The organism is Streptomyces oryzae, from assembly GCF_017676365.1.
Classification (GTDB): Bacteria; Actinomycetota; Actinomycetes; order Streptomycetales; family Streptomycetaceae; genus Streptomyces; species Streptomyces oryzae.
Genome location: NZ_JADKMA010000035.1, coordinates 20,334 through 44,061 on the forward strand (window position 1 = coordinate 20,334; position 23,728 = coordinate 44,061).

Genomic DNA, 23,728 nt, shown 5'->3' on the forward strand with positions numbered 1-23,728 from the left:
TGCGGTACTGAACCGCCGCACTGGGGGCGTTCGTGGCACACAAGGCGCCAGTCTGGCCCAGCGGCGCCGTTGTCGGCGTCCTCGCCCGGAGCCCGTGCGAGGTTCCGACGCGAAAGGTACGTCACCTGGCTGGATTTTGCCGCATTTAACCGGACTTGAACCGGAATCCGCCCGGGATACGGTCAAAGAGCCGGTGCGGCGCGGTACGGCCCGCCCACGTCCCACGCCTGGTGCAGCGCCTCGGCGAAGGCGGCGGCCATCCGGTGCTCCCCCTCTGCGGAGGGGTGGGTCCCGTCGTAGGTGTCCCGCTCCGGCGACCAGTCCGCGGGCGCCGAGGCCAGCAGCAACGGCGAACGCGGCTCCGACAGCTCCGCGACCGCCTTGGCCAGCAGGGTGTTGAACCGTACGCACTCCGCGGCGAACTCCGGGTCGGTGGCCGCCCGCACGTTCGGGATGACGGGCAACAGCACCGCCCGCACAGTCGGGTTGGCGGCGCGTGCCCGGGCCAGGAAGAGCTCCGCGTTGGCCAGCGTCTGCTCAGCGTCGGCGTAGAAGCCGAGGTCTATCAGCCCGAGCGAGACCAGCAGGGTGTCGGCGCGGTACGTCGCGACCGTCTCCTCGATGACCGGCGCCATGTGCAGCCACCCCGCGCCCCAGCCCGCGAGATGGGCCCGCGCGTGGTGCGGGAAGCCGGGGTCGGCGTAGGCGTGACTGTCCTCGTGCAGCGCGGTGCGGGGGCCGACGATCGCGCAGCTCCCGTGCGGGGTGGTGCGTGTGAGGTGCTGCCACATCCGGTAGCGCCAGGTGTGATCTCCCCCGGCTCCGATCGTCATCGAGTCGCCGACGAAGAGAACACGCATTCGCACATCCTGAGGGATGGCGCGCAGGGCCGCACCGTGATGCTGGACACTGGGTGCCATGTCTGTGCGTATGCGTGGGGTCGGGTTCGGGGTCGGTACCGGGTTGGTGGCCGTGGTGCTGGCCGGGATGACGGCGGCCCCGTCGGCCGTCGCCGAGGACGGGCCGCAGGGCTTCACCATCCGCGACTCCCGGATCACCGAGTCCAGCGGCCTGGCCGCCGGCCGCGCGCACCAGGGCATCTACTGGACCCACAACGACTCCGACGACGGCCCGTACGTCTACGCCGTCGACAGCCGCACCGGCAAGACCGTCAGCCGCGTCACGCTCAGCGGCATCAAGCCCAGGGACGTCGAGGGGATCTCCGTCGGCCCTGACGGCAATGTCTACGTCGGCGACATCGGCGACAACCTGGACGGCTCCTGGTCCGAGGTGTGGATCTACCGCTTCCCCGAACCGAAGCGGCTGCGCGGCGATGTGACCGTCACCCCCACCCGCTACACCGTTCGGTACGCCGACGGCCCGCGCAACGCCGAGTCGCTGATGGTGCATCCGAAGACCGGCCGCGTCTACATCGCCAGCAAGAGCGACAAGGGCAAGGGCGGCCTCTACGCGGGCCCCGAGAAGCTGAACCCCGGCGGCGTCAACACTTTCACCCGCGTCGCGAAGATAGATTTCGAGGCCACCGACGGCGCGTTCTCACCGGACGGCTCCCGGCTGGTGCTGCGCGGCTACTTCAGCTCCTACGCCTACAAGTGGCGCAACGGCAAGCCGGAAAAGATCGGTTCCGTGTCCGTGCCGCTCCAACGGCAGGGCGAGTCGGTCACTTTCGCCCCCGACGGACGGACGCTGATGTACGGCTCCGAGGGCGCAGGCAGCGGCGTCGAGCCGGTCCGCCTGCACGGCGAGGCGGAGCCGCCCGGCGCGAGGGAATCGTCCGAGCGGAGCCCCAAGTCCTCGAAGGGCGGCGGCGACAACGGCTCGTCCTCCGACGACAACCGCAACCTCACCCTCGGCGCCGGCACCTTCATCGCCGCCCTGATCGCCTGGTTCGGCCTGCGCCGCCTCTTCAGCCGCGGCCGCGACTGAGGCCCGCCGTACACCGGTCAACTCGCCGCCATGTTCCTGGTGGCATCATGCGTCGACTCCCTGTGCCTCTCTCGGCGGCTGCCCCGCTGCCGACTCCGTGATCCACAGCGGCCTGCCGTCGCCGCACACGACCGAGAGCCCGCCGGCCGGCTCGAGACTGGTGCGGATGAGGTGCAGCCAGCTGTCGCCGACCTTGGCGACGGGACGGTCGGGCGAGCGCATGAAGCGGTGTGTCCTGACCTGATTGTGGATCGTCTCGGCGCTGTCGGACCAGCGGACGAGGGAGAACGCGGCTTCCATGAACCCCGCATAGCTGGCCTTGGAGTGATCCTGTGGCTCCCCGGCGTCCCCGGCTGCTGCCCGCTCCAGCGATCTGCGCAGCAGATCACGGACGACCGGCATCGCCTCGGCGCAGTAGGTTGCCCAACTGATGTCGTCGGTGAGGCGAATTCCGTCCTGCTGGGCGAGAATGTTTCCGGTGTCGAATCCGCTGTCCATCCGGTGGATGGTGATTCCGCTGGTCGGGTCGCCGTTGCGGATTGCCCAGAGGAGCGGCGCAGGGCCCCGGTATTTCGGCAGCATGGACACATGAATGTTGAGCGCGCCAAGTCGCGGAACGGCCAGTACGGAAGAGGGCAGCTTCCAGGCGAAGCCGAAGACGATCAGCAGGTCGGGCCGGTAACCCTGCAGCGCGAGAGCGAGGCCGTCGATGTTGCCCGGGAGCAGCAGGTCCATTCCGGGAGGAACGGCTTCGAGAATCGATGCCGTTGTCTCGCCGGCGTCGGGGAGATTCGGGCCACCTGAGCGGAGGGAACGGCCGTAGAAGTAGCCGACCGGGAGGTGACCGGCGTCCGTGCAAGCCGCATGGATCGTGGAGAACTCGGCGGGTCCGGAAGAGATCACACCGATGCGCAGCGGGGTCGACATCTCACTGTTCTCCTCGTAAAGCGGAGCGGCGGTACTCAGCTTGCTGAGTGGGGCAAGGTGTACTCACTGTGCGGAATGCCCAGTTTCCAGGCCGATTCGAAAGCCTTCGTGCACAGCTCTGCGACCTGGGGATCGGTGCTCAGTTCGTTGCCGACCCAGCCGCCATCCCCGGTGAAATGGTTGAACAGTACGGTCGCACTGTCGAAGATCCAGCAGTCGTTGCCCGGCAGCGAAAGGCCGGAGGCGCGTGAGCGAGGCAGCCAGCGCACCTCTTCCCCGGCCGCGATGTTCTGCGGCGTTCCCTCGTGCTCGAATTGAATGTACTCGGTTACTGGTTCGGAAATGATCCGGGTGCGGCGAATCCGTACCCCGCGTGCCGAGGTGGCCCGCATCAGATCCAGCCAGCCGGCCTTGCTCGCGGCATCCTGCTCGGGGCCCCACTCACCGGCCCGCCACTTCTCGACATCGGCCCTTTCCTCCGCCACCGCATAGTGGTCACGCATTTCCAGGTGGCAGGCCGACACCTGGCAGTCATTGAACAGCCGGGCCCAGCCTTCCGCGTCAAGAGACTCCATTCGCCTCGTCCTTCGGCAAGTAGGCGAAAAGAGAGGCCGGCACTCGGACGACAGTTTCGCCGCTGGGGATTTTCATCTGCGTCAGATCGGCCGGGTCGTTGATCACATAGCCCTGGACGATGAAGTCGCCGCTTTCCTCGTCCCGGTACAACCGCGGTGAACCCCCTTGACCGGTGGAGCCACCGACGAACGTAATCCTCATATTCTTCCCCCTGTCTCCCTGTCTCCCCGGCATCTCCCGGGCACTCTACTGATCAGACGCCCCTACCGGTGCTCAACTCTGCATCTAGCAAGTGATAGCGGTAAGAACAAGCCATTCGAAGTTTCCCCCTGACGGATTACTCGGTTCGGTGTATCGGTTCAGGGGTAGTCCGGCTGAGGGCGGCCGGCGAGGAGGGGACGGGGACGTGACGGAGAGACAGGGCGAGCATGGGCGGGTGCCGGCGGCCGGGCCGCACGCCGGCACCCACAACGACCTCTCGGGCTCCGCGAGCAGCGTCGTCCAAGCCGGCCAGGTCAGCGGCGACCTGCACGTTCACGCGGCGGCGCTCGCTCCCGCGCCCCGCCCCGCGCAGTTGCCGGGGGACGTACGGGGCTTCGTCAACAGGGCTGCCGAGTTGCGGGCGCTGGACGGTCTGCTGGACGACCCTCCGGGCGCTCATCAGGATTCGGAGGCGTTACGCATCGCCGTTGTCGTCGGTACGGCCGGTGTGGGCAAGACGACGCTCGCCGTCCGCTGGGCGCACCGTGCGAAGGGGCACTTCCCCGACGGCCAGTTGTACGTCAACCTGCACGGATACGATCCTGGACCACCGATGACCGTCACGGATGTTCTCGGCCGGTTTCTGCGCGCGCTGGATGTGCCGGTGGGGCGTATCCCGGCCGGTGAGGAATCGCGCGCAGAACTGTTCCGGTCGGTGATGGCCGACCGGCGCGTGCTCGTCGTGCTGGACAACGCCGCTACCGCCGGGGTGATCCGTCCGCTGCTGCCGGGTTCTCCGGGCTGCCTGGTCGTCACGACGAGTCGTACACGAATGTCGGGTTTGGTGGCACGGGAAGGTGCATATCGTGTGAGTGTGGAGACGCTGTCGGAAGCCGAATCCGTCCGGTTGTTGCGCAGCATCATCGCCGGGTACCGCGCCGAGGACGACGACGCGGAACTCGCCGAACTGGCACGCCTTTGCGCGCGGTTGCCGCTCGCTCTGCGGATTGTGGCCGAACGAGCCGCGGCCCGCCCGAGAATGCCGCTACGCGACCTGATCACGGACCTGCGCGACGAGTCCGGGCTGTGGGACGCACTGTCGGCGACCGGCGAGGAGGCGGGCGAGGAGGGGGCCGGCGAAGCGGACGCAGTGCGTACGGTGTTCGCCTGGTCCTATCGCGCCCTCACCCCGCAAGCTGCTCGGATGTTCCGGCTACTGGGCCTGCATCCCGGTCCCGACTTCCGGGTGGAGGCCGCCGCGGCTCTCTCGGGATCCACCCCTTCCCATGCCCGGCGTCACCTCGACAACCTCGCCAGTGTGCACCTGTTGGAAGAGTGCGGGCATGACCGCTACCAATTCCACGACCTGCTGCGCGCTTACGCCATTGACCAGGCGCAGCGTGAGGAATCGGCCGACGACCGGCGCGCTGCGCTGGAGCGGGTCCTCGGTTGGTACCTGCACTCCGCCGCTGCCGCCGCTCGAGCGGGCTCGGGTGCGTACACCATGCAGCTCACGCTCGAAGCGGTGGACGACCGCGTTCGCCCGACGGCCTTCGACGACGGGAAAGCGGCGATCGCCTGGTACGAAACCGAGCGCGACAACCTCGCCACGGCGGTCCGCATCGCGAGCTCTGCCGGGATGGACCGGATCGCCTGGCAGATTCCCGCTGTTCTGACGATGGTCATCGCAGACCGGGAGCCGGCCGACGCTTGGCTGCCCGCCCAGCGAGTAGCTCTCGAGTCCGCCCGTAGGGCGGGTGACCGGTACGGGGAAGCCATCACTCTCGACAATCTGGGCATCGCCTACCGGCATCTCTTCCGGCTGTCCGAGGCCGAAGAGTGCTTCGACGCCGCCCTGAGCATCTTCCGGGAACTCGGCAGCACCTTCGGACACGCGCGGGCCGCCAACGGCATGGGGGTGGCGTATATGCTCGCCCACCGCGTCGATGACGCCGCAGCCTGCTTCGAGCGGGCGCTGGAGCAGGCGCGTGGACTCGATGATCCCGTCTACGTCGGGGCCTTCAGCCGCAACCTCGGATGGGCGCTTCTGGAACAGGACGACCTCGACCAGGCGGAGTCGTGGCTGAGCCGGTCAGCCTCCCTTCTGGCTGACGCGGACGAGCCGCTGGAGCGGGCTGAAGCGCTCACGCTTCTGTCGGCCGTTCATCGGCGAGCCGGCCGTTCTTCGCAGGCGAACCAGCTGGCCGAGCAGGCATTGGCCATCGCAGGTGAGGCCGATGGAACCCTTTTCGAGGCCCTCGCTCTCCTGGAACTGGGACGTGTCTGCCTGGCCCAGGAGAACGGCGCCGACGCTCTTGGGCATCTGCAACAGGCCGCTGTACTGTTCCAACGAGTCGGCCGTACCGATCTGCAGGCCGCCGCGTGGGACACAACCGGCGAGGCATATCTCCTGCTCGGGCGCGCCGAGGACGCCATCGCGTTCCACCGGCGCGCGTGCTCGACGTTCCGTGCCAGGAACGACAGTTGGTCGTTGGCGCTTTCCCTCGCCCGCCTCGCCGAAGCGCTGACCAGCCAGGGAGCGTCTCCAGAGGCACAGCGACATCGAAGCGAGGCCGTTGAATTGCTTGCCGCCTTCCCCGACGGCGTGGCGGAAGCGAAACGCGCTGAGGTGCAGGCGGCCCAAGCGGAGACGTGAATCGACGTGCGGGTTCGGCGCGGGTTTCCCGCGGGCTCACCTACGCGGACTCCATCAGTCCCTTGAGCCGGGACAGGTCGGCGGTGACCTTGGCGGCGTCGCGTTGGAAGTCCGCGTCGCTCATTCCCGGCCGGCGGCGAAGGGTGAACACCACCTCGCTCTGGGGGCCGTCGGCGATCACGCGGACCGGGTTGTAGATGGTTTCTCCGGAGGGCAGCGTGACGTCGTGGTCGAGCACGCCCAGCTCGTTGACGGGTGCGAAGGTCACCAGGACCCGGCCCATGGGGGAGGACTCCGCCACCCATTGACCGTCCACCTTCTCGATGGAGCCACCCAGACCGTGGGCCCACGCGGGGAGGTTGGCCGGGTCCGAGGCGTAGGCGTAGACATCCTCGACGGGGCGGTCGATGTGGACGCTGAGGTGGCGGGATTCCTTGTCGGTGCCGTTCATGACGGTGACGGTAATGGGTCACCGTCGCCGTCATCTTGAACGAAACGGACGCAGAGAGGTTGCCTGTCAGGGAGTGGGGTGCCTTGGAGCCGCGGACGGGGCTAAGCCGAATTTCCGCGTCGGCTTGAGACCTTCCCCGAAGCTTCAACCGGCTCGCCGAACTCGAATCGAACTCGAAGTTCTCGGACTGCGGCAAGAGTCCCGCCATCCCCGGGCGGCCCCGGTCCCCTTCCAGGAGCGTCACCCCCTGAGGGGGTGACGCTTTGGAGGCTACTGCCGGGGCGGGGCCGACCTGCGCTGGTCCAGCAGGAGTTGGAAGCCGTCCAGGAGGGCGCGGACGGCGAAGCGGGTGCTGTCGGCGAGGTCGGTGGCGAAGGCGTCGTCGGGGAGGGCGGCCAGGCGGGTGAAGCCGCCCTCTTCCATGCCACGCACGATGTAGGGCTCTTGGGTGTGCCAGAACTCCTCGTCGCTGACGCCGGACTGCTGCGCCGCCTGTTGGTACAGGACGTGGGAGCGGGCTGCGCCCATGACGAGGTTGTCGACGGCGACCAGGATGTTCATCTTCTCCTGGCCGCTGAGCGGGAGGCCGTCCAGTGCCGTCAGGGCGAAGTCCAGGTCGGCCATGGAGTTGGGGCCCAGGACCGGGCGGGCCTGGTTGACCTGGATGAGCCAGGTGTGGGTGGTGTAGAGCTCCCAGGAGCTCTCGGCGATCAGCTCCAGAGTGGTGCGCCAGTCCTTGCCGCGGGACTGTTCCAGCTCGCCCGGTGAGCCGAGGACGTGGTCGCACATGAGGGCGACGAGCTCGTCCTTGCCGGGGACGTAGCGGTACAGGGACATGGTGCCGACGCCCAGTTCGCCCGCGACGCGGCGCATGGACAGGGCGGTCAGGCCCTCGCGGTCGGCGAGTTCGACGGCGGTGGCCACGATCTGCGCGAGGGTCAGGCCGGGCTTGGGCCCGCGCGCGGGACGGTCCTGCCCTGCGCGGCCCCACAGCAGGTCGAGGCTGCGGACGAGCCGGGTGAGTCCTTCGCCGGCGGCGGTGTGCTCTGTGTCGGCGCTGTGCTCTGTCGTCATGGTGCGGCCATCGTAGGAAATTCCCTTGCGCAGATCTGCGTAGGCTGTACGCTTTTTCATCTGGGTACAGCGTACCCAGATTCGAGAAGGGGAGAGATGACCGCACCACCACGACCACGACCACGATCAACGGAACAGCACCCCGTCGTCGCCGAAGGGCTCCGCAAGACCTACGGCGACAAGCACGCGCTGGACGGCCTCGATCTGACCGTCCCCCGCGGCACCGTCTTCGGGCTGCTCGGCCCGAACGGCGCGGGCAAGACCACCGCCGTACGCGCCCTGTCCACCCTCATCCGGCTCGACGGGGGCCGCGCCACCGTCGGCGGACACGACGTGGGCCGCGACCCCCGCGCGGTGCGCCGGAGGATCGGTCTCACCGGGCAGCACGCCGCGGTGGACCAGATCCTCACCGCCCGGCAGAACCTGGAGATGTTCGGCCGCCTCTTCCACCTCGGTGCCGACCGCGCCCGCCGCAGGGCGGCCGAGCTGCTCGACCAGTTCGGGCTCGCCGAGGCGGCCGACAAGCAGCCGCAGGGCTTCAGCGGCGGTATGCGGCGCCGGCTCGACCTGGCCTCCAGCATGATCCTGGCGCCCGAGGTGCTCTTCCTCGACGAGCCCACGACCGGACTCGACCCGCGCGGCCGGAGCGAGGTGTGGGACGCCGTGCGCGGACTGACCGAGCAGGGCACCACCGTCGTACTGACGACCCACTATCTGGACGAGGCCGACAAGCTCTCCGACCGGATCGCCGTCATCGACCGGGGCCGCAACGTCACCGAGGACACCCCGGCCGGGCTCAAGCGGGCGATCGGCGGTGACCGGATCGAGGTCGTCGCCGCCGAGCCCCGCGAGGTGCCCGCCGTCCGGGCGGCCGTGGCGCGGGTCGCGGCCCAGGGGGCCGAGCCGGAGACCGACGCCGCCGAGCTGCGCGTCCACGCGCCGGTCGCCGACGGGGTGGCCGCGCTCACCGCGGTGGCGCGCCGGCTCCAGGACGAGGGAGTGGCCGTCGCCGACATCGGCCTGCGCCGCCCCACCCTGGACGAGGTCTTCCTGGCCCTGACCGGCAACCGCGCCGAGCAGCGGGAGAGCACGGAGCACCTGGAGGTCACCGTATGAGCGCCGTCGCACAGACCGCGGAGCGGGAGGGTGTGGGACGGCGGCTGTACTGGGCCGCCGCCGACTGCTGGACGATCGTCCGCCGCGACCTGACCCACCTGGTGAAACAGCCCTCCCTGATCGCCTGGCAGCTCGGCTTCCCGATCGTGTCCGTGCTGCTGTTCGTCTACGTCTTCGGCAGCGCCATGGACGTCGGCGAGGGGGTGGACTACAAGGACTACGCGATGCCCGGCATGTTCGCCATGACGATGGCGTTCGGCTTCATGAACACGGCCATGGCCGTCGTCGTGGACAAGGAGCGCGGCGTCACCGACCGCTTCCGCTCGATGCCGATGGCGCCGTCCGCTGTGGTCACCGGGCGCGGCGTCTCCGACGTGCTGCACGCGGCGCTCGATCTGGCCGTACTGGCGGTCATCGCGCTGGTCGTCGGCTGGCGTTCGGACGGCGGCCCGCTCGCCACGCTGTGGGCGTTCGCGCTGCTGCTCCTGCTGCGGTTCGCGCTGATATGGGTCGGCGTGCTGCTCGGCCTGCTCGCCAGGAACCAGGAGTCGGCGGGGAACCTGTTCGCCGTCGCCTTCCCGTTCGGCATGGTCTCCAGCGTCTTCACCCCGCCGTCCGAGATGCCCGACTGGCTCGGCGCCATCGCCATGTGGAACCCCGTCTCGGCCACCGCGAACGCGGTGCGCGAGCTGTACGGCAACCCGCTGCCGAGCGGGGGCAGCTGGATCGAGGAGCACTCGGCGCTGATGGCGGTGGTGTGGCCGCTGGCGCTCACGGCCGTCTTCCTGCCGCTGGCCGTAGGCCGGTTCCAGCGCCTCGGCAGGTGACGGCCGCAGCGGCTACTCGCCGACCAGCCGCAGTTCGTAGTGGACCGGCCGGGCGAGCATGAGCCGGTAGCCGAGCGGTACGAGGATGCCCTGCGTCAGCGGGTGTCTGCGGGCCAGTTGCGCGGCGGCGTGCCGCGCCTCGCTGTCCCGCAGCTCCCGCACCCGCGCCTTCATCGGCGCCCCTGCGGGGGTGCCGGTGAGGGTGGCAGCGGCGAGCTCCACCTCCGGGTAGCGCTCGATGTGCTCCCGCTGCCTGGCGCGCGCGTGGATGCGTACGTATGCGCGGTCGCCCTCGACGGCGATCCGCGTGGGGTGGCCGACGGGGGTGCCCTCCCGCTCGTACGTCGTCAGCCGTACGTGTCGCTCCCGTGCGAAGAGCTGAAAGCCAGTGGTGGGGGTGCTCATGGGGATGCCCGTACCCGGCGGGCCGGGAACGGATGCTACCCCGCATGGGGCGTTGCCCCGTCAGGGGCGCGGGGAACTGCGCGCGCAACCACAGCGCACCCGCAGCCTGCAACGGTGGAACAGGGGCACCCCCTCCCCAGCCTGCGCGAAGCTCAGAGGCGCTCGATCACCCAGTCGATGCAAGCCGTCAGCGCCTCGACGTCCGCCGGCTCGACGGCCGGGAACATGGCGACCCGCAGCTGATTGCGCCCCAGCTTCCGATAGGGCTCGGTATCCACGACACCGTTCGCCCGCAGCACCTTGGCCACGGCCGCAGCATCCACCCCGTCGGCGAAATCGACCGTGCCCACGACCTGCGAGCGCTGCTCCGGGTCGGCGACGAACGGCGCCGCGTACGACGCCTTCTCCGCCCAGCCGTAAAGCCGCGAGGAGGAGTCCGCGGTGCGGGAGACGGCCCACTCCAGCCCGCCCTGCCCGTTGATCCACTCCAGCTGGTCGTTCAGCAGGAAGAGCGTGGCCAGCGCCGGGGTGTTGTACGTCTGGTTCTTGCGCGAGTTGTCGATCGCCGTCTGCAGATCGAAGAACGCCGGGATGTGGCGCTCCGAGGTGGTGATCCGCTCCGCGCGCTCGATGGCCGCGGGGGAGAAGACCGCGATCCACAGCCCGCCGTCGGCGGCGAAGGACTTCTGCGGCGCGAAGTAGTAGACGTCCGTCTCGGTGATGTCGACGGGCAGTCCGCCGGCGCCGGAGGTGGCGTCCACCAGGACGAGGGAGCCGTCGTCGGCGCCCGGCACGCGCCGCAGCGGCATGGCGACGCCGGTGGAGGTCTCGTTGTGGGTCAGCGCGTAGACGTCGACGCCCTGCTCGCCGCGGGCCTCGGGGTGGGTGCCCGGGTCGCTCTGGATCACGCTGGGCTCGCCCAGCCACGGCGCCTGCTTGGCGGCCTTGGCGAACTTGGAGGAGAACTCGCCGAACGACAAGTGCTGGGACCTGTGCTCGATCAGGCCGTGGGTCGCCACGTCCCAGAAGGCGGTGGAGCCGCCGTTGCCGAGTACGACCTCGTACCCCTCGGGCAGCGAGAAGAGGCTCCGTACGCCTTCGCGCACCTTTCCGACCAGGTCTTTGACGGGCGCCTGCCGGTGGGAGGTGCCCATGAGGGAGGTACCGGTCGCAGCCAGGGCGCTGAGCGCCTCCGGACGCACCTTGCTGGGGCCCGAGCCGAAACGGCCGTCGGCGGGCTTGAGGTCAGCGGGAATCTGGAGATCAGCCACGGGGCAAGCCTAGTGCCGCCGTCCAGATCGCCTCGTCAGCGTTCCAGCGCCTGAGACGGAAGATGGACCCCCAAAGCCGGCCGCGGCTCATAAGCTGGGCGTATGACAGCAGGTCACAGACCCAGTGCCCGGCGGCCCGGCCCCGACGACGTACGGCGCCTCGCCCTTGCTCTCCCCGAGACCAAGGAGGTGGAGGCGTGGTCCATGCCGACCTTCCGGGTGGCGGGGAAGATGTTCCTCACCATGCCGGACGACGAGTCCTCGTTCGCGGTGCGCTGCCCGCGCCTGGAGCGGGGCGAGCTGATCGCCGCCGAGCCGGAGAAGTTCTGGGTGCCGCCGCACGAGGCCGGCTCCAACTGGGTGCGGGCGCGGCTGGTGGCGCTGGAGGACATGACGGAGCTGCGGGACATCGTCGTCGACTCCTGGCAGCAGGCCGCGCCGCCCCGGCTGCTGGAGACGTTCACGGCGCCCGATCCGTACGCGGGGTGAGCCGTACGCGGAAGTGAGCGCGAACCCTCCGCAGGCGGCCATCAATGGCCAAGCTGGACAGCTTCGCGACCCGTCTTGTTCCGGATCGGCGGGCTGACAAAAATCGGCTGATCCCCAGGTCAGACGCTTTTCGACGGCCGAGCGGCAGCGTGACGCGGACCACAGACACGAAAGATCCCGCAGGGGCAGCGCCCGGCCCCGGTCAGCGTGCACTCTGTGCGCATGGGAGACGCACGTAGGGCAGAAGCGGCGGACGCGGCAGACGCATCGGTCGCCCGGGAGCTGGAGAAGGCACTGCGCGCAGCAGTGCGCGGCGGCGAGGTGGAGTTCGGTGCCCAGGACAGAGCGCTGATGACGATGGACGCCTCCAACTACCGGCGGGTGCCGCTGGGCGTGGTGGCGCCGAAGGACGACGACGATGTGGCGGCCGTGCTGGCCGTCTGCCGTGAGCAGGGCGTCCCCGTGGTGGCGCGCGGGGCCGGGACCTCCATCGCGGGGCAGGCCACCGGGCTGGGCGTGGTGCTGGACTTCACCCGGCACCAGCGCACCATCGAGTATCTGGACCCGGACAGCCGCACGGCTGTCGTACGCCCCGGCGTCATCCTGGACGACCTGCGCAACGCCGCCGGCGCCTACGGGCTCACCTTCGGGCCCGACCCCTCCACCCACGCCCGCTGCACCATCGGCGGGATGATCGGCAACAACTCCTGCGGCTCCCACTCGGTCGCCTGGGGAACCACCGCCGACAACGTGCACGAGCTGGAAGTGCTCACCTACGGCGGCGAGCGGGCCCGGCTGGCGCGGGGCGGCGCGGGCGTGCCCGAGCGGCTGCGCAGCGGCGCCACCTCCCTCGTCCAGGGCGAACTGGCCCGGCTGCGCACCGGGTTCCCCGAGCTGCCCCGCCGGATCTCCGGCTACGCGCTGGACGAACTCCTCCCCGAGAAGGGCGAGGACTGGGCGCGCGCCTTCACCGGCAGCGAGGGCACCCTGGGCGTGCTCACCCGCGCCACCGTCAAGCTGGTGCCCACGCCGGGCGCCCGAGTGCTGGCCGTACTCGGCTACGCGGACGAGTCGGCGGCGGCCGAGGCGGCGGCCGGGCTGCTGCAGTACCACCCCCTGACCGTCGAGGGCATGGCCAACGACCTGGTCGGCGACGCGGCCCGCGCCTCCCTCCCCAAGGGCGGGGCCTGGCTGTTCGTGGAGGTCGGCGGCGACGACGCGGCGCATGCGCGGGCCAACGCGGAGCAGCTGTGCCGCGCGGCACGCGAGGGCACCACCGACCACACCCTCGTGGTGGACCCGGCCGGACAGCGCGCCCTGTGGCGGGTCCGCGAGGACGCCTCCGGCACTGCCACCCGGATGCCGGACGGCGCCGAGGCGTGGCCCGGCTGGGAGGACTGCGCGGTGCCCCCGCCCCGGCTCGGCGCCTATCTGCGGGACTTCCGCAAGCTGCTGCGCGAGTACGGGCTGCGCGGGCTGCCGTACGGGCACTTCGGTGACGGCTGCATCCATGTACGGATCGACTTCGACCTGCTGGGCGAGGCGGGCATCGCCAAGTTCCGGGACTTCTCCGTGGCGCTGGCCGATGTCGTCGTGCAGCACGGCGGCTCGCTCTCCGGCGAGCACGGCGACGGCCTGGCCCGCGCCGAGCTGCTGACCCGGATGTACGGCGAGGAGATGGTCGCCCTCTTCGGCCGGTTCAAGGACCTGTGGGACCCGGTCGACGGCCTCAACCCCGGCGTGCTCGTCCGTCCCGACCCGCTGGACGCCAACCTGCGCTTCGCGCCGCTGCCGCGCAAGCCGGTCGACGTGGAGTTCGGCTACCCGCACGACGGGGGCGACTTCTCCGCCGCCGTACGCCGCTGCGTGGGCGTCGCCAAGTGCCGCAACGAGTCGGCGGGGGCGAGCGTCATGTGCCCGTCCTTCCGCGCCACCGGTGAGGAGAAGCACTCCACGCGCGGGCGGGCCCGGCTGCTGCACGAGATGCTCGCCGGGGAGGTCGTCACCGACGGCTGGCAGTCCGAGGAGGTGCACGACGCGCTCGATCTGTGCCTGTCGTGCAAGGGCTGCCGCAGCGACTGCCCCGTCGGGGTGGACATGGCCACCTACAAGGCGGAGTTCATGCACCACTACTACGAGGGCGACGCCGCCGCCGGCACACCTGGCAAGCGCCGCCCCATGGCGCACTACTCGATGGGCTGGCTGCCGCGCTGGCTGCGGCTGGCCGCCGCCACCCGTACGGTGCCGCTGCTGAACGCGGGCGCCAAGGTGCCCCCGCTGGCGGCGCTCGCCAAGCGGCTGGGCGGGCTGGCCCCCGAACGGGACATTCCGGCGCTGCCCCGTACGCCGTTCACGCACTGGTGGCGCAAGCAGCCGGGCCGCGCCTCGGCCACCGGCAAGCCGGTCGTCCTGTGGCCGGACACCTTCACCAACTACCTCTCCCCGGAGGCCGGTTCGGCGGCGGTGCGGGTCTTCCAGGACGCGGGCCTGCGTCCCGTCGTACCGCCCAAGCAGGTGTGCTGCGGTCTCACCTACGTCTCGACGGGCCAGCTCGACCGGGCCCGTACGGTGATGCGCCGCACCCTGGACGTGATGGAACCGGCCCTGGACGCTGGCCTGCCCGTCTCCGTCCTGGAGCCGCCGTGTGCGGCAGCCCTCCAGACGGACGTCCCCGAGCTGCTGAGCGACGACCCGCGTGCGAAGCGGCTCGCCAAGGCCGTCCGCACCTTCGCGCAGACCCTGGAGGAGCAGGCCCCCGACTGGGAGCCGCCCCGTATCGACCGCCCTGTCGCCGGGCAGACCCACTGCCACCAGCACGCCGTCATCGGCGACGCCGCCGAGCGCCGGCTGCGGGAGAGCGCCGGACTGACCGGCTCCCTCAGCGGCGGCTGCTGCGGCCTGGCCGGCAACTTCGGCTTCGAGAAGGGCCACTACGAGGTCTCCGCGGCCTGCGCCGAGGACCAGCTGCTGCCCGCCTTGCGGGAGGCGGAGCCGGGCACTGAATTGCTGGCCGACGGCTATTCGTGCCGTACCCAGATGGAACAGCTGGGCGGTTTCAAGAGCCGGCACCTGGCTGAGGTGCTGGCGGAGGGGCTGACCTCGCGCGACTGATCCCGGGCACGGTGCCAGGCCCCCGATCACGGTTGGGACGGGGGCCTGGCATACGGGAGCGGCCGTCACCTCCTTCTTGCGAGGGTGCCCCGGCGTTCACGCCGGGTGGGGGTACCTCCCGCTTGCGGGGGAGAATCGCATCCCGGTGTTGCGGCGTGGAGCGCGGCCGCCTCTCTGGTCCGTGAGCGCGGAGCGCCCGTATGGCTGCGGCGGGGCCAGGGGATGCGAACGGGTGTGCCGGTGATCGCCAGTTGGAGTGGTGATCGCGTGATCTGGTACGGGTGTGTGGCTGTCGCACGTACGGTCTTGCCGCGAGGGGCTGGCAGGCTGCGGATTTTCGGTCCGGGGGTCGTGGAAGGGGTGAGGGTGTGGCGGGGGATGCCGGGCATGCCCGGTGGACGTTCCGGCTGCGAGTGTCCTCGACCGCGCTGGCCGCGCTGATGGCGGAGTGGGACCGGTGCCGGTGGGTGTGGAACGAGAGCGTGGCCAAGTCGAAGCAGGTCCATGCCCACAACAGGACCCGGCCCGACGGCGCTGACAAGCAGACGTGCGGTCCGGCGCAGCTGGACAGGATGCTGACCGAGGCCCGCGCCCGCACTCCGTGGCTGCGTGAGGGCAGTTCGGTGCCGCAGCAGCAGTTCATCCGCGACTTCGGGAAGTCCAGGGCGAAGGCGCTGAAGGACATCCGGGAGGGCCTTCCGCAGCGGCAGCGGGCCGGGATGCCGGGTTGGAAGAAGAAGCGCGAGGCGCTGGCGAGTCTGAACTACACAAGGCGCGGGTTCCGTCTGAAGGACGGCCGTCTGCACCTGGCCGGGGGCATCGTCGTGACGCCCGTGTGGTCTCGTGAGCTGCCTGCCGAGCCCTCCTCGGTGCGCGTGTATCAGGACAGCCTGGGGCACTGGTATGCGAGCTTCGTGGTCCCGGCCGGGCTACTGCCCCTGCCGGAGACCGGCGGGGTGATCGGCGTGGACTGGGGCGTGAAGGAGATCGCGACCACCACGTCCGACGCCCACGACCTCCCGCATCCACAGCACGGGAAGAAAGCCCAGGCCAGGCTGGGCCGGTACGACCGGATGATGGCCCGCCGCAAACCGAAGAAGGGGCAGGCCGGGTCGAAGGGCTACCGGGAGGCGAAGAAGTGGCGGGCGAAGACCTATGCGAAGATCGCCCGGCAGCGTCAGGACACCGGGCGCAAATGGGCCAAGAACGTCGTCCGCGACCACGATGCGATCGCCATGGAGGACTTCAAGCCCAGGTTCCTCGCGAAGTCGACGATGGCCCGCAAGGCCGCCGACGCGGCGATCGGCGCCACCAAACGGGCGCTGACCGAGATGGCCCGCAAGCACGGCCGGATCGTGCACCTGGTGCACCCGGCCCACACCACCATGGACTGCGCGCAGTGCGGAGCGAGAACCAAGCACGCTCTGCCGCTGTCGGAACGCATCTACACGTGCACCGCGTGCGGAACCGTCTCCCCCCGAGACAAGAACTCCGCCCGCGTGATGCTCCACCGGGCTGGTCTCAACCCGGCTGGTGCCGAGGGCGTAAGACCCCCGGGAGCGCTGCTCCCAGAGGCAGCCTGAGCCAGGAATCCCCTTCACTATGAAGGGGAGGATTCAATACCGTTTCCCTCATGATCCGAGTGACGGTGGAGCAGACCGTACGGTGCACCCCCGACGCGTTCCTGGGGCTGGTGATGGACCCGGAGCGGTACGCCCGGGTCGACGCCAAGCTGGGACATATCGACTGGGTGCGCCGGGAGGAGAACGTCACCGAGTTCAAGTTCCGCTCACGGCTGCCGGGACTTCCGGGCCCGGCGCCGAAAGTGGTCTCCCGGATGGAGCTCACTCCGGGGGAGGCCGTCCACGTCCGCTACGCGCCTCCGCCGCACAACGGCCTCGTGCGGCGGGTGTCCAGCTTCGCGGCGAGCTTCGTCTGCACGCCGGAGGGCGACGTGACGCGGGTGGTGCGGACGATCGAGATGGGCTTCCCGCCGGGCCTCCGCCTGCTGGTCGAGCCGGTGCTGCGGCGCACCCTGCGGCCCGACATGGAACGCGAGGTTCTCGGCGCCAAGGCGTTGATGGAGGGGGCGGAGGAGGGGTAGCCCCCGGAACTCCGGAAGCCGCCGCGCTCTCTCAGCGCACCGCCCGCTCAGCGCACCTCGCCCTCGAGCACGTCCGCGTGCCAGGCGGCCAGCCGCTCCTCCAGGGACGAGGTGCCATCCAGCACATGCCGGGTGAACGCGTCCCGCTCGTGGGCCAGCACTGCCGCCTCCCACACGCACGGGGCGAGCCCTGAGCGGCCGGGCCGCAGTTGGCCGAGGTCGCCGGCCGGTCCGGTGAAGACCGCGAGGTCGGACATGTAGCCCTCGATCCAGGTGTGCACCAGCACATAGTCGCCGTCTCCGCCCGCGTGCAGCAGCAGCACGGAAAGCCCCAGCGAGCCCCGCAACCGCGCCGACGCCAGATGGTCCGCCGCGATCCGCAGCGCGGCCCGCGCGTCTTGTTCGGTCACCGTACGGCCCGGCGCCTCGATGGCGTATGCCTTCACCGCGTGCCCGGCAGCCTCCGAACTGCCCAGCGGGCGCACTGTCCGGGCGTGGTGCCCCTCGGCCAACGCAAGCAGCGCTTCCTGGCCCACACGTTCGGTCGTCATTCGGCCATGATCGCCGTACCACCGCCCACCCGCGAGGGAAAAAGTCATGCAAGCGCGCTTGCTTGTTTTTGCCCGCGCTGTCACTCTCATGCCCACGGACACAGGGAGGGCGGGGAGTTGGCCGTATCACAGGGCGTGCTCGGCGAGGTGCTGGCGGAGCTGCGGGCCGAGAGTGCGGAGGTGGAGGGGCTGGTCGCCGGCCTGCCGCACACCGCGTGGGGGGCGCCGACGCCCGCGGCCGGCTGGACCGTCGCGCACCAGATCGCACACCTGGCCTGGACGGACCAGCGCGCGCTGCACGCGGCGACGGACCCCGAAGGCTTCCGGCGGGAGGCCGAGGCGCAGCTGGCCCGCCCCGATGCGGGGAGTTTCATCGACGAGGGCGCCGAGGACGGCGCCCGGCTGCCGCCGGACGAGTTGCTGCGGCGATGGCGGGCTGGACGCGAGGCGCTGGAGGCGGCGCTGGCCGGACTCGCGCCTGGCGTCCGGCTGCCCTGGTACGGGACGGCGATGAGCGCGGCGAGCATGGCGACCGCGCGGATCATGGAGACCTGGGCGCACGGCACGGATGTCGCGGAAGCGCTCGGCGTCGTACGCGAGCCGACGGACCGCCTGCGGCACGTTGTACGGATCGGCGTGCGGGCCAGGGACTTCGCGTACGCCGTACGCGGGCTGGAGCCGCCGGCCGAACCCTTCCGGGTGGAGGTGACCGGGCCCGGCGGCCAGGTGTGGGCACACGGGCCCGAGGGCGCGGCGCAGAGCGTGACCGGCAGCGCCCTGGACTTCTGCCTGCTGGTCACCCAGCGGGTGCACCGCGACGACACCGGACTGCGGGCCGAAGGGCCCGACGCCGAGCGCTGGTTGGGCATCGCGCAGGCGTTCGCGGGCCCGCCCGGGGTGGGCCGCGCACCCTCCCCCAGCCTTCGGCCGGGGGTGCCCCCAGGCCGGAGGGTGCTGGAGGACGAGGCGTGAGCACCCCGGACAGTGCTCCGCGCGAGCCCCTGCGGATCGGCAACGCCTCCGGTTTCTACGGCGACCGCTTCACCGCGCTGACCGAGATGCTGACCGGCGGCCCGCTGGACGTACTGACCGGCGACTACCTCGCCGAGCTCACCATGCTCATCCTCGGCCGCGACCGGCTGAAGGACCCGGCGCGCGGCTACGCCGGCACGTTTCTGCGGCAGTTGGAGGACGGACTGGGCCTGGCCCGCGAGCGCGGCGTCGCGCTGGTCACCAACGCGGGCGGGCTCAACCCGGCCGGGCTCGCCGACGCCGTACGGGAGTTGAGCGAGCGGGTCGGCGTGCCCGCGCGGGTCGCGCATGTCGAGGGTGACGATCTGCTGGGCGAGGGGAATTGGGGCGAGGGGGTGCTGACCGCCGACGCGTATCTGGGCGGCGCCGGGATCGCCGCGTGTCTGCGGGCCGGTGCCGATGTGGTGGTCACCGGGCGGGTGGCCGACGCCGCGCTGGTCAGCGGGTGCGCCGCCGCGCACTTCGGGTGGGCGGACGACGACTGGGACCGGCTCGCCGGTGCCGTGGTCGCCGGGCATGTGCTGGAGTGCGGGGCCCAGGCGACGGGCGGCAACTACGCCTTCTTCGTGCGGGACGGCATCGACGTACGCCACCCGGGCTTCCCGCTGGCGGAGATCGCCGCAGACGGCTCGTCGGTGGTGACCAAGCACCCGGGAACCGGCGGCGCCGTGACCGTCGGCACCGTCACGGCGCAGCTCCTCTACGAGACCGCGGGCCCGCGCTATCCGGGCCCCGATGTGACCGCCCGGCTGGATTCCGTACGGCTCAGCCAGGCGGGCCCCGACCGGGTCCGTATCGAGGGCGTGCGGGGCGAGCCGCGGCCCGGCACGCTCAAGGTGGGCCTCACCCGGCTCGGCGGCTTCCGCAACGAGGTCACCTTCGTACTGACCGGGCTCGACGTGCCGGCCAAGGCGGCGCTCGTACAGGAACAGATGGAGGCCGCCCTGGCGCGGCCCGGGGTGCGGCGTCCGCGGGAGGTGAGCTGGAGCCTGGTGCGTACGGACCGTATGGACGCGGATGTCCAGGAGGAGGCCGGCGCCCTGCTGCGGCTGGTGGTACGGGACCCGGACGAGAGCGTGGTGGGCCGCGCCGTCTCGGGCCCGGCTGTCGAGCTGGCGCTGGCGAGTTACCCGGGCTTCCATGTGACGGCACCGCCGTCGCGAGGGGCGCCGTACGGGGTGTTCGAGGCGGCGTACGTGTCCGCTGAGGCGGTGCCGCACGTCGCGGTGCTGCCGGACGGTACGCGGGTGGACGTCTCTTTTTCCGGCCCCGCCCCCTCCCCGAACCGGGAGCCTGCGCGCCCTGTACCCCGAGCTCCGCGACAGCGGGAGAGCCCGCGGACCCGGCGCGCCCCGCTCGGCCTCGTCGCCGGGGCGCGGAGCGGGGACAAGGGCGGGAGCGCCAACATCGGCGTCTGGGCGCGGGACGCCGACCCGGACATCCACGCATGGCTGTGCGACACGCTCACCGTCGACCGGCTCCGCGAACTCCTCCCGGAGACACGGCAGCTGGACGTCACCCGGCACCACCTCCCCAACCTCGCAGCCCTCAACTTCGTGATCGACGGCATCCTCGGCGCAGGGGTGGCCTCGCAGCACCGGTTCGACCCGCAGGCCAAGGCGCTCGGCGAGTGGCTGCGCGCGCGCCACCTCGACATACCGGAGGTCTTCCTGCCATGAGCGCCCCTGCCGGCACCCCCAGCAGTGCCCTCCCCAGCGCCCTCGATGTGCAGGCCCCGGAGTACGCGGACAACCGCGCCGCCATGCTCGGCAAGCTCGAACAATTGGAGATCGAGCACGCCAAGGCCCTCGCGGGCGGCGGAGAGAAGTACGTGGCCCGCCACCGCGAGCGCGGCAAACTCCTGGCCCGTGAACGCATCGAGCTGCTTCTCGACGCTGACACCCCCTTCCTGGAGCTGTCCCCGCTCGCCGCCTGGGGCAGCGACTACACCACCGGCGCCTCGCTGGTGACCGGCATCGGCGTCATCGAGGGCGTCGAGTGCCTGATCACCGCGAACGACCCGACCGTACGCGGCGGCGCCAGCAACCCGTGGACGCTGAAGAAGGCGCTGCGGGCCAACGAGATCGCGTACGCGAACCGGCTGCCCTGCGTCAATCTGGTGGAGAGCGGCGGGGCCGATCTGCCCAGCCAGAAGGAGATCTTCATCCCGGGCGGCGCCCTCTTCCGTGACCTCACCCGGCTCTCGGAGGCGGGCATTCCGACCATCGCCGTCGTGTTCGGCAACTCCACGGCAGGCGGCGCCTACATACCCGGTATGTCGGACCACGTGATCATGGTCGAGGAGCGCGCCAAGGTGTTCCTCGGCGGCCCGCCGCTGGTGAAGATGGCCACCGGTGAGGAGGCCGACGACGAGGAGCTGGGCGGCGCCGGCATGCACGCCCGCACCTCAGGGCTCGCCGACCACTACGCGCTGGACGAGCCCGACGCGCTGCGCCGGGCCCGCCGCGTCGTCGCCCGCCTCAACTGGCGCAAGGCCCACCCCGACCCGGACCCGGAGACCGTACGGGAGCCGCTGTACGACCCCGAGGAGCTGCTGGGCATCGTGCCCGGCGAGCTGAAGGTGCCGTTCGACCCGCGCGAGGTGATCGCCCGGATCGTGGACGGCTCGGAGTTCGACGCGTTCAAACCGCTGTACGGGACCAGCCTGGTGACCGGATGGGCGCGGCTGCACGGCTACCCCGTCGGCATCCTCGCCAACGCACAGGGGGTGCTGTTCAGCGAGGAGTCGCAGAAGGCGACCCAGTTCATCCAGCTCGCCAACCAGCGCGACATCCCCCTCCTCTTCCTCCACAACACCACCGGCTACATGGTCGGCAAGGAGTACGAGCAGGGCGGCATCGTCAAACACGGCTCGATGATGATCAACGCCGTCTCCAATTCGAAGGTGCCGCATCTGTCGGTGCTGCTGGGCGCCAGCTACGGCGCGGGCCACTACGGAATGTGCGGTCGCGCCTTCGACCCTCGCTTCCTGTTCGCCTGGCCGAGCGCCAAGTCGGCCGTCATGGGCCCGCAGCAGCTCGCCGGTGTGCTGTCGATCGTGATGCGCGAGTCGGCCGCCGCCAAGGGCAAGCCCTTCGACGAGGAGGCCGACGCCGGACTGCGGGCCATGGTCGAGCAGCAGATCGAGAGCGAGTCGCTGCCGATGTTCCTGTCGGGACGGCTCTACGACGACGGCGTCATCGACCCGCGCGACACCCGCACCGTTCTCGGCATCTGCCTGTCCGCCATCCACACCGCGCCGGTGTCCGGAGCCCGCGGCGGCTTCGGCATCTTCCGGATGTGAGCCGCTGTGTCCGCGCGCAGTGGGAGAGGGAGCAGCGAATGATCCGTTCCGTTCTGGTCGCCAACCGCGGTGAGATCGCCCGGCGCATCTTCCGCACCTGCCGCGAACTGGGCATCGCCACCGTCGCCGTGCACTCCGACGCCGATGCCGACGCGCCGCACGTCCGCGAGGCCGACGCCGCCGTACGGCTGCCGGGCAGCGCACCCGCCGACACCTATCTGCGCGGGGACTTGGTGGTCGAGGCGGCGGTGGCCGCCGGCGCGGATGCCGTGCACCCCGGCTACGGCTTCCTCTCCGAGAACGCCGGCTTCGCCCGCGCCGTCCAGCACGCCGGGCTGGTGTGGATCGGCCCGCCGCCCGCCGCGATCGAGGCCATGGCGTCCAAGACCGCCGCCAAGAAGCTGCTGGGCGAGGCCGGGGTGCCGCTGCCGGCGCCCCTCGACCCGGACCGGATCCGGGAGTCCGACCTGCCCGTGCTGGTCAAGGCGGCTGCGGGCGGTGGCGGGCGCGGCATGCGGGTCGTCCGCGAACTCGCCGCGCTCGAGGGTGAACTGGCCGCGGCGGGCGCGGAAGCCGCCTCGGCCTTCGGGGACGGCGAGGTGTTCGTCGAGCCGTACATCGAACGGGCCCGGCATGTCGAGGTCCAGGTGCTCGCCGACGCGCACGGTGCCGTATGGGCGCTGGGCACCCGGGACTGCTCCCTGCAGCGGCGCCACCAGAAGGTCGTCGAGGAGGCGCCCGCGCCGGGGCTGAGCGGCCAGGTGCTGCGCACACTGGAGGACGCTGCCGTGGCCGCGGCCCGCGCGGTGGCCTACGTGGGCGCGGGAACCGTGGAATTCCTCGTCCCGCCCGAGGGCGGACCCCTCTTCCTGGAGATGAACACCCGGCTCCAGGTCGAACACCCGGTGACGGAGTGCGTCCACGGCATCGACCTGGTCGCGCACCAGATCGCCGTCGCGGAAGGCGCTCCCCTCCCGCCCGGGGGACCGCCGCCCGCGCGGGGCCACGCCGTGGAGGCCCGGCTGTACGCGGAGGACCCGGCGCGGGACTGGCAGCCGCAGACGGGCAGGCTGTGGCGGCTGGAGGTGCCCGGCGATGTCCGGGTGGACGCCGGAGTCGCCGACGGCAGCGAGATCGGGGTCCACTACGACCCGATGCTCGCGAAGGTCATCGCCTGGGCGCCCACCCGCGAGGGCGCGATCCGGAAGCTGGCCCGCGCCCTGGAGACGGCGACGGTGCACGGGCCGGTCACCAACCGGGACCTGCTGGTGCGCTCGCTGCGGCATCCCGACTTCTGCGGGGCGCGCATGGACACCGGGTTCTACGAGCGGCATCTCGCGAGGTTGACCGGCGAGTTGACCGGCGAGCCGACTGGTGAGCCCACCGCCCCTGAGGCCGCCGAGGCGGCACCGGACGGTGCGGGGTACGCGGCGCTGGCCGCCGCGCTGGCCGAGGCGGTACGGGACGCGCCGGGCCGGCCACGGGTCGCGGCGCGGGTCGGCGGCTGGCGCAACCTGCCCTCGGTGCCCGCGAGCCGGCGGTACGCCGATGAGGGCGGCGCCGAGCACGAGGCGCGGTACGTGTGGGGGAGGGGCGGCGTGGCCCCCGAGCCGTCCGCCTATCCCGGGGTGCGGGCCGTTGCCGTCCGGGCGGACGGGGTCGTGCTGGAGGTGGGAGGGGTGCGGC

21 protein-coding genes are annotated in these 23,728 nt (G+C 71.1%); 12 read left to right on the top strand and 9 right to left on the bottom strand.

Going from position 1 to position 23,728, the window contains the following annotated elements:
• Positions 1–182 precede the first annotated feature (182 nt).
• Positions 183–860: a GDSL-type esterase/lipase family protein gene (locus ITI46_RS09565; RefSeq protein ID WP_209239014.1), complete on the bottom strand. Its 678-nt coding sequence runs from the start codon at positions 858–860 to the stop codon at positions 183–185.
• Positions 861–918: 58 nt separating this feature from the next.
• Between ITI46_RS09565 and ITI46_RS09570 the strand changes: the two genes are divergently transcribed.
• Complete coding sequence (locus tag ITI46_RS09570; RefSeq protein WP_372451884.1) at positions 919–1,947, top strand: hypothetical protein; 1,029 nt, start codon at positions 919–921, stop codon at positions 1,945–1,947.
• Between the two features lie 45 nt (positions 1,948–1,992).
• Here ITI46_RS09570 and ITI46_RS09575 read toward each other — a convergent pair whose 3' ends face one another.
• Genes ITI46_RS09575 through ITI46_RS09585 form a run of 3 tightly spaced genes read right to left on the bottom strand, consistent with a single transcriptional unit; the run spans position 1,993 to position 3,651 of the window.
• Positions 1,993–2,874 carry a methionyl-tRNA formyltransferase gene (locus ITI46_RS09575; protein ID WP_209239015.1) on the bottom strand — a complete coding sequence of 294 codons (882 nt, stop codon included), beginning with the start codon at positions 2,872–2,874 and terminating at the stop codon, positions 1,993–1,995.
• Between the two features lie 35 nt (positions 2,875–2,909).
• A complete protein-coding gene (locus tag ITI46_RS09580; protein ID WP_209239016.1) occupies positions 2,910–3,449 on the bottom strand; it encodes a DUF6879 family protein in 540 nt (179 codons plus the stop codon).
• Complete coding sequence (locus ITI46_RS09585) at positions 3,436–3,651, bottom strand: hypothetical protein (protein WP_209239017.1); 216 nt, start codon at positions 3,649–3,651, stop codon at positions 3,436–3,438. The genes ITI46_RS09580 and ITI46_RS09585 overlap by 14 nt, the downstream gene beginning before the upstream one ends.
• A 205-nt stretch (positions 3,652–3,856) precedes the next feature.
• Here ITI46_RS09585 and ITI46_RS09590 point away from each other — a divergent pair, with 205 nt between their 5' ends.
• Positions 3,857–6,307, top strand: a complete 2,451-nt coding sequence (locus ITI46_RS09590) for an ATP-binding protein (RefSeq protein WP_209239018.1) — start codon at positions 3,857–3,859, stop codon at positions 6,305–6,307.
• A 40-nt stretch (positions 6,308–6,347) separates the two neighbouring features.
• Here the strand turns inward: ITI46_RS09590 and ITI46_RS09595 are convergent, their stop codons facing one another.
• The gene (locus ITI46_RS09595) at positions 6,348–6,758 is read right to left on the bottom strand and encodes an SRPBCC family protein (protein WP_209239019.1); all 411 of its coding nucleotides are present in this window, start codon (positions 6,756–6,758) and stop codon (positions 6,348–6,350) included.
• Positions 6,759–7,028: 270 nt separating this feature from the next.
• Positions 7,029–7,832, bottom strand: a complete 804-nt coding sequence (locus ITI46_RS09600; protein ID WP_209239020.1) for a TetR/AcrR family transcriptional regulator — start codon at positions 7,830–7,832, stop codon at positions 7,029–7,031.
• A gap of 96 nt (positions 7,833–7,928) precedes the next feature.
• Between ITI46_RS09600 and ITI46_RS09605 the strand changes: the two genes are divergently transcribed.
• Positions 7,929–8,948: an ATP-binding cassette domain-containing protein gene (locus ITI46_RS09605; RefSeq protein WP_209239021.1), complete on the top strand. Its 1,020-nt coding sequence runs from the start codon at positions 7,929–7,931 to the stop codon at positions 8,946–8,948.
• The gene (locus ITI46_RS09610) at positions 8,945–9,775 is read left to right on the top strand and encodes an ABC transporter permease (RefSeq protein WP_209239022.1); all 831 of its coding nucleotides are present in this window, start codon (positions 8,945–8,947) and stop codon (positions 9,773–9,775) included. Before ITI46_RS09605 ends, ITI46_RS09610 begins: the two co-directional genes overlap by 4 nt.
• A gap of 12 nt (positions 9,776–9,787) precedes the next feature.
• Here ITI46_RS09610 and ITI46_RS09615 read toward each other — a convergent pair whose 3' ends face one another.
• Positions 9,788–10,180 carry a PNPOx family protein gene (locus tag ITI46_RS09615; protein ID WP_209239023.1) on the bottom strand — a complete coding sequence of 131 codons (393 nt, stop codon included), beginning with the start codon at positions 10,178–10,180 and terminating at the stop codon, positions 9,788–9,790.
• A gap of 152 nt (positions 10,181–10,332) precedes the next feature.
• On the bottom strand, positions 10,333–11,451 hold the full coding sequence (gene serC, locus ITI46_RS09620; RefSeq protein ID WP_209239024.1) for a phosphoserine transaminase: 1,119 nt from the start codon (positions 11,449–11,451) through the stop codon (positions 10,333–10,335).
• Positions 11,452–11,553: 102 nt separating this feature from the next.
• On the opposite strand from serC, the gene ITI46_RS09625 reads away from it, so the two are divergent.
• From ITI46_RS09625 to ITI46_RS09640, 4 genes are all read left to right on the top strand, one after another.
• Complete coding sequence (locus ITI46_RS09625) at positions 11,554–11,940, top strand: MmcQ/YjbR family DNA-binding protein (RefSeq protein ID WP_209239025.1); 387 nt, start codon at positions 11,554–11,556, stop codon at positions 11,938–11,940.
• 222 nt (positions 11,941–12,162) lie between these two features.
• Positions 12,163–15,051: an FAD-binding and (Fe-S)-binding domain-containing protein gene (locus ITI46_RS09630; RefSeq protein ID WP_209239026.1), complete on the top strand. Its 2,889-nt coding sequence runs from the start codon at positions 12,163–12,165 to the stop codon at positions 15,049–15,051.
• A gap of 368 nt (positions 15,052–15,419) precedes the next feature.
• A complete protein-coding gene (locus ITI46_RS09635) occupies positions 15,420–16,634 on the top strand; it encodes an RNA-guided endonuclease InsQ/TnpB family protein (protein WP_209239027.1) in 1,215 nt (404 codons plus the stop codon).
• 50 nt (positions 16,635–16,684) lie between these two features.
• Positions 16,685–17,155 carry an SRPBCC family protein gene (locus ITI46_RS09640; protein ID WP_209239028.1) on the top strand — a complete coding sequence of 157 codons (471 nt, stop codon included), beginning with the start codon at positions 16,685–16,687 and terminating at the stop codon, positions 17,153–17,155.
• A gap of 47 nt (positions 17,156–17,202) precedes the next feature.
• Here ITI46_RS09640 and ITI46_RS09645 read toward each other — a convergent pair whose 3' ends face one another.
• The gene (locus ITI46_RS09645; protein ID WP_209239029.1) at positions 17,203–17,706 is read right to left on the bottom strand and encodes a hypothetical protein; all 504 of its coding nucleotides are present in this window, start codon (positions 17,704–17,706) and stop codon (positions 17,203–17,205) included.
• 117 nt (positions 17,707–17,823) lie between these two features.
• On the opposite strand from ITI46_RS09645, the gene ITI46_RS09650 reads away from it, so the two are divergent.
• The 4 genes from ITI46_RS09650 to ITI46_RS09665 form a co-directional block, all read left to right on the top strand.
• Positions 17,824–18,678: a TIGR03084 family metal-binding protein gene (locus tag ITI46_RS09650; protein WP_247745726.1), complete on the top strand. Its 855-nt coding sequence runs from the start codon at positions 17,824–17,826 to the stop codon at positions 18,676–18,678.
• A complete protein-coding gene (locus ITI46_RS09655) occupies positions 18,675–20,417 on the top strand; it encodes an acyclic terpene utilization AtuA family protein (RefSeq protein ID WP_209239031.1) in 1,743 nt (580 codons plus the stop codon). Before ITI46_RS09650 ends, ITI46_RS09655 begins: the two co-directional genes overlap by 4 nt.
• Positions 20,414–22,042 carry an acyl-CoA carboxylase subunit beta gene (locus tag ITI46_RS09660; RefSeq protein ID WP_209239032.1) on the top strand — a complete coding sequence of 543 codons (1,629 nt, stop codon included), beginning with the start codon at positions 20,414–20,416 and terminating at the stop codon, positions 22,040–22,042. The genes ITI46_RS09655 and ITI46_RS09660 overlap by 4 nt, the downstream gene beginning before the upstream one ends.
• Before the next feature lie 38 nt (positions 22,043–22,080).
• Positions 22,081–23,728: ATP-binding protein (locus ITI46_RS09665; protein WP_209239033.1), on the top strand; the 1,648-nt coding region annotated here is incomplete at its 3' end.